Origin of the sequence: Arthrobacter gyeryongensis (assembly GCF_039543785.1) — a bacterium.
Taxonomy (GTDB): domain Bacteria; phylum Actinomycetota; class Actinomycetes; order Actinomycetales; family Micrococcaceae; genus Arthrobacter; species Arthrobacter gyeryongensis.
Genome location: NZ_BAABKK010000039.1, coordinates 1 through 798, shown reverse-complemented (window position 1 = coordinate 798; position 798 = coordinate 1). Strand labels below are relative to the sequence as shown.

At 63.2% G+C, this 798-nt stretch carries 1 protein-coding gene; it reads left to right on the top strand.

Annotated elements, in window-relative coordinates; translation table 11 throughout:
* Nucleotides 1-24: 24 nt before the first annotated feature.
* A partial coding sequence (locus ABEA18_RS24050) for a hypothetical protein (protein WP_345453809.1) occupies nt 25-798 on the top strand: 774 nt, incomplete at its 3' end.

Below are 798 nucleotides of genomic sequence, written 5' to 3'. Positions count from 1 at the left end.
TCGATTCCGTGAAGGAGCAGGAGAATGCGCGTTAGCAAGGCAGCCGATACCGGCAGTGAACGAGTCGGAACCATGCGTGAGGGAAAGCTGGACCAGAAGCATCTGCTGTTCGGCGAAGATGGTTCGCCCAACAACTTCGACCTGAACATGGGCCTGACCGGCAGCGGTGGCTGGGGCACGCCGCGTCACCGCCACAACTTCGACCAGATCCGCTACGTCATTGAAGGCCGGTTGCCGTACACCGAGGAGGACGTGCTGGAACAGGGCTGGGTGGGGTACTTCCCCGAAAGCGTCCACTACGGTCCCCAGGCGCGCGCCGAGGGTCTCCGGACCATGGTCTTGCAGGCCGGCGGCGCGAGCGGTGGTGGATACCTCAGCGTCGCTCAGCGCGAGGCGGGCAACGCCGAACTGGCCAAGTCCGGCGAGTTCAAGAAGGGCCTATATCACTACATCGATGCCAACGGCGAGCCCCAGACCGTGGACGGCTCCCAGGCGATCTTCGAACACGCCACCGGACGCAAGCTCGAGTTCGCCACGCCGCGGTACGAAGACGTGATCGCGATGAACCCGGAAGCCTACGACTGGCTCCCCACAGCCGACGACGGTGTTTCCGAGAAGTGGCTCGGAAGCTTCACCGAACGCAACCTTCGCATCGGTTTCCTGCGCCTGGAACCCGGCGCCGTCTACCAAGCCGGCCAGCACCCCTCCATCGAAATCCTCTTCCAGATCAACGGCCAGGTCACAGCAAGCGGCGAAAAATACGGACCGGAAACCGGCTACGAACTCCTGGCCAACGAA